Source organism: Helicobacter sp. 13S00482-2 (assembly GCF_002272795.1).
In the GTDB taxonomy this organism is placed as follows: domain Bacteria; phylum Campylobacterota; class Campylobacteria; order Campylobacterales; family Helicobacteraceae; genus Helicobacter_J.
The window spans coordinates 1-564 of sequence record NZ_MLAT01000079.1 but is presented as its reverse complement, the minus strand read 5'-3'; the positions used below and the strand labels follow the sequence as shown (position 1 = coordinate 564).

The 564-nt window shown below is 26.4% G+C and carries 1 protein-coding gene; it reads left to right on the top strand.

Annotated features, from left to right (window positions below):
* Window positions 1–19 precede the first annotated feature (19 nt).
* The coding region (locus BKH42_RS09195; protein ID WP_143428628.1) for an ABC-three component system protein at window positions 20–564 on the top strand (545 nt) is incomplete at its 3' end.

The window sequence follows — 564 nt, the reverse complement described above, 5'->3', positions numbered from 1 at the left end:
ATTACTGCTGGTGCAAATAATGCCATTATCAGATAAGAGTCAAAAACTTTCAGCTATTGGGACAGATAATAAAACAGCAGGTGAAAATTTAATTGATCAATCTATCAATATTAATAATTTTAATATGGTAGAAAAATATTCAAAACTTGATTTTGCCATTGGTGATATTTTAATGGGAATTTCTAGATTTCAAAATGATATTAAATATGAAATTCCTAATACACAAGATTATACGATTGAAGATAAAATTGATTATAATGAATTATCAAAATATAAGCATTTTTTTGAGGATTATATGGAGAACTATAGTCTTGTAAGAAAAAAGATAGACACTTTTACTGATGAGGATCCTCTTTTTGATCGAGTTTTGATACAATATGTAAAAAGCAAATATCAAAAATATTTCAGAGAAGACACAAAATCAGATACTGTCTTAAATAATATAATTGAGGATATAGAAAAAGATCTAAGAGAATCCACGAATTTATCTCCTGACGATCTTTGTTATGTTAATTGTGTTGTGTTTTATGTTTTTGCTGAGTGCAAAATATTCAAACCACCAAA